5 protein-coding genes are annotated in these 3,945 nt (G+C 31.2%); 1 reads left to right on the top strand and 4 read right to left on the bottom strand.

Annotation, left to right across the window (positions count from 1 at the left end; genetic code table 11):
- Positions 1-440: 440 nt before the first annotated feature.
- Positions 441-1,244 (top strand): hypothetical protein, encoded by an 804-nt coding sequence (locus J5G60_RS17115; protein ID WP_150356787.1) that lies wholly within the window; start codon positions 441-443, stop codon positions 1,242-1,244.
- Positions 1,245-1,593: 349 nt separating this feature from the next.
- Here J5G60_RS17115 and J5G60_RS17120 read toward each other — a convergent pair whose 3' ends face one another.
- The 4 genes from J5G60_RS17120 to J5G60_RS17135 all read right to left on the bottom strand — a co-directional run bounded on the left by J5G60_RS17120 (position 1,594) and on the right by J5G60_RS17135 (position 3,733).
- The gene (locus J5G60_RS17120) at positions 1,594-1,806 is read right to left on the bottom strand and encodes a hypothetical protein (protein WP_150356788.1); all 213 of its coding nucleotides are present in this window, start codon (positions 1,804-1,806) and stop codon (positions 1,594-1,596) included.
- A 161-nt stretch (positions 1,807-1,967) separates the two neighbouring features.
- On the bottom strand, positions 1,968-2,732 hold the full coding sequence (aroD, locus tag J5G60_RS17125; RefSeq protein ID WP_150356789.1) for a type I 3-dehydroquinate dehydratase: 765 nt from the start codon (positions 2,730-2,732) through the stop codon (positions 1,968-1,970).
- Positions 2,733-2,798: 66 nt separating this feature from the next.
- Positions 2,799-3,314 carry a GNAT family N-acetyltransferase gene (locus tag J5G60_RS17130; RefSeq protein ID WP_150356790.1) on the bottom strand — a complete coding sequence of 172 codons (516 nt, stop codon included), beginning with the start codon at positions 3,312-3,314 and terminating at the stop codon, positions 2,799-2,801.
- 11 nt (positions 3,315-3,325) lie between these two features.
- On the bottom strand, positions 3,326-3,733 hold the full coding sequence (locus J5G60_RS17135) for a MarR family winged helix-turn-helix transcriptional regulator (protein WP_347562619.1): 408 nt from the start codon (positions 3,731-3,733) through the stop codon (positions 3,326-3,328).
- Positions 3,734-3,945 lie beyond the last annotated feature (212 nt).

Below are 3,945 nucleotides of genomic sequence, written 5' to 3' on the forward strand. Positions count from 1 at the left end.
CCAGCACCCCCCCACCTTTTTTTTTTAATGATACGGCTACCACCGAGATCTACACTTCTAGCTTCGTCGGCAGCGTCATATGTTTATAAGAGACAGATATTATGTTTGGATATCACAACTATGATACTCAAACATAATATATAATGTAAGACGATATAACTTTTTCTGTACAAATCGTTCAACTTTTTACATTAATGAAGAATATTAAAAATTCTCAAATAAAAACAGAGACTTCATAAATCATCTGTGAAAATATTGATTACTTCATGTTGTTAAAACAAACTATATCTTTCCTCCCAATGAGTTATTACATTGTATCGTATCAATTTATCTTCTCATAGTGGAGAAAAATATAAAAAACTAATGGTAAAAAACAGATAAACAAATGCCTACGGTATACCGCGGACAGTTAAATTATAATATTTAAAGGAGGAAAATCTATGTCCATAAATTTTAATAAATTTGTGCCCCGTCCAGGCCTCGTAAACAAACAAGGGCATTTACCAGATCCTTCAGAATTAGTTTGTGTAGAAGTTCCTAAAGTTTTTGATCAATGCTTGATTAAAAGATGCATTTCCTATTGTGAAGGGCCCGATACAGCTACAACAGATTATGAATTGAGAAGCAATCCATTAGATAATCCAAAAATATACATTGGCTGTAGAGATTTTAAAATTACATTGACATCAATAGAAAAAATACCACTTTCATGTGAGAATGGCTTCAAAAAATTAATCATTTGTTATACTATTTCATTTTATGCAGATTATATCGACTGTAATGCAGTAAATAAAAGCGAGCTATTCGAAATAAACAGACAAGATGTAATTGGCAAATTCTATTGCCCAGATTCATTGTCTAAAGTATCCTGCAACCAATCAAACAGTTCAAAAGATGAAATAGACAACATTATAAAACTCGAAATGGTGGCTGATGTACTTCAAGCCGTATTGCATGAAGATGAAAATAATTGCAAAGTTTTAGATATCACTTTGGGATACTATATAATTGTAAAATGTGAACTTATAGTACAGCTGCTAATACCAGCTTACAGCTACTGTCCAGTTCCTAAGGAACCATGCGAACCTGAGCCTGAAGAAAATGTATGCGACAAATTCAATAGATCACCAGTGCCAAAGTTTTATCCAGATCAAAACTTGAGTCCATTATTCCCTGATTCTGAAACAGATTATGAACCAGAGCACCAGACAAATTCCAAAGAAGATAATGGGTGCAATAATTGATTATAATCACAGATATATTTAAATTAAGTGCTGTACTTTATCATTTAAAACAGATTTCATAATTCTCGTTATAAAATTTTGAATAAAAATGGCCTCAGGTCTCAGTAAATTTTCTACCTTAATAGAGAAGCATATTAGTCAAATTATTAAATATTTATCTTATGGCTGTTATTGCCAATTCCCCCAGATTCCCGAGAGTGGAAGATGATAAATAATGTTACATTTATAGATAAATTTCTATAGGCTTCAGATGATAAAAAATATTCTATACGTACAAAAATTTCATCCGAACCTGAGAATCACTTGATATGCTTCTCTATTTAAGTACATATTATCTTTAGTTTTATATTTATTCTTCCAGTGTAACTACGTATTTTTTGTATTTACAAGGTTCAATTGAAGATATATTATTTATATTAATGATTACTCTATTATTATTCCTACAATCTTGAATTTCCAAAAACTTATCTTCTATACACCCATAATCCGAAATAACTCGTTGGGGATCTTTATCTACAAAATACTCAGTACCGCTGTTCATAATTATTTTAGATCTATCCATTTCAAATTTCTCCTCTGTCAATTATTTTTAAATCAACATAAAAAAATGATTTAAGAATAATATACCCTATCTGGCGTCTATATATTTTATTGTAGATATCTGTATCCTATCAATCTTCATTAAAGCGATAACATACACAATTATGCCAATCCTATAGTTACCTATTTGCAGGCAATAAGTCGAAGCACTTTATATAACTCACCTGCTTCTAATTGTCCCGGAGCAGAGGCGGATTTAGCTGATCCAAAAGTAACTGCTGAACCAAAAATTTCACCTGCTATTCGGCTGATGATACCTAATGAGCCCATAGATATAGTGATAACCGGAGTTTGGCCATGACAGCATACCATCTCATTAGTAGCAGCTAATAAATCAAGCACATCTTGGGCACTGGAAGGCATTACCGCAATTTTAGGTAAGTCCGCACCTAGACACTGCATTCTGCACATCTTTTCCACCAACGTATTCTTCTCAGGTGTATTTTCAAAATCATGGCTGGAAATAATAACTTTTATACCATGTCGGTGCACTGTACCCACCATTTCCCTCACCAATTCATCACTTCCAATGGACAATTCAATATCAACAATGTCAACATCGCCAGTAGCTGCAATTGACTCTATAAGTTTTTTATAGTATTCCACTGTAATTTTCTTTTTTCCACCTTCTTTGGCAGTTCTAAGAGTAAAGATCAGAGGAATATCACCTAAAACTTTCCTAATCTTTGCAAGGATTTTTTTCACTTTTCGAATATTATACACATCCTCATAATAATCAATTCTCCACTCCGCCAAGTCCAAATTGATTGTTTTTAAATATGTTATTTCCTCAACAATATCTTCATCATTAGAACCCATAAAAGGTACTGCAATCTTAGGAATTCCGTCTCCCAACTTCACATTTCTTACTCTCATTACATCTTTCATTTTTCTTTCCCTCTCTGTCATTATTAGCAAACTCCATCTGAACCTGAGAATCATTTGATAATTATTTTAAATAACATACTTATCCGGATCTAATATCTTTTCATAACAGTTAAATGGCTTTTCCTTTCCTAAAAAATTAATCTCCCCAATAAATTTGTAATCACACTTTTTAAATAATGAATTCATCTTTGTATTTACTGAATATGTATCAGTTTTTAAATATCTGACATTGCTTTTGAGTGCAAGTCTCTCAGCTAATTTCAGTAATTCAGTGCCAATGCCAATTCTTCTATAATTTGAGTTAACAGCCATTCTGTGAACAATCGCAGCCTCTTCATTTAATGTCCAATTTAAATCACCATATTCAGCTGGTTCCACTTTATTAATACATACAAAACCAGCTAAATGCCTTTCTCTTTCCAACACAAATAAACTCTCTTTTTGAATGTCATTTATAAAATCCTCTTTCCTTGGATAATTTTCATCCCATTGAGTATTATTGTAGGTATGCATTTCCTCAATGGTCCGTTTTATAATTTTCATTATATCCTCTATATCCCTCACATTTGCCTTTCTTATCATAATACCACTCCTTAAAAATTTTTTGATTTTTCCCAGACACTCTCAACATTTTCCCTCATTTTTTTTACTAATTTATAGGCTAACTTTTTTTCTCTTTCATCAAGATTGCAGAAACAAATTTGGATATATTTATTTTCTTCATCAATAATGAAAGAATATATATCCAATGCCCTTTTACTTGGATAAAGTCTCCACATTCTTTTATCCACATCGTCTCTTTTTCTATCTATATAATCAGCTTCAACGAGTTTTTGTATGGCTTTTGTAGTAGTTGTTTTATCTACTTTCAAAAGATTTGATAAATCCACCTGATTAATTCCAGGATTCTCACATATCCTGGTAAGAAACATAAATTGGCCTTTTTGCAATTTTATCTCCTTGAATTTAACATCACTCATAAAATGAATACAACGTGACAAAGCTCCTATCTCTCTCAATATACAGCTATATAAATTTGTTATATCTTTCACCTCTCATAAATACAATTGAAGTTTTCACTATAATCAGTTTATCATTTTTTAGTTGAATGTTCAACTATATTGTTCTACAGTTATAAATTGTTTAATATTACAATTATATTTTCTTAATATTCAAAATCTTATTTTCTTGCTAATAAAATAAAGTATAATAA

Source organism: Clostridium sp. HV4-5-A1G (genome assembly GCF_900184915.1).
GTDB classification, from domain to species: Bacteria; Bacillota; Clostridia; order Clostridiales; family Clostridiaceae; genus Clostridium_B; species Clostridium_B aromativorans.

Coding starts and splice junctions, on each gene's coding strand:
- J5G60_RS17115 (WP_150356787.1), top strand. CDS start 441: ATGTCCATAAATTTTAATAAATTTGTGCCCCGTCCAGGCCTCGTAAAC.
- aroD (WP_150356789.1), bottom strand. CDS start 2,732: ATGAAAGATGTAATGAGAGTAAGAAATGTGAAGTTGGGAGACGGAATT.
- J5G60_RS17120 (WP_150356788.1), bottom strand. CDS start 1,806: ATGGATAGATCTAAAATAATTATGAACAGCGGTACTGAGTATTTTGTA.
- J5G60_RS17130 (WP_150356790.1), bottom strand. CDS start 3,314: ATGATAAGAAAGGCAAATGTGAGGGATATAGAGGATATAATGAAAATT.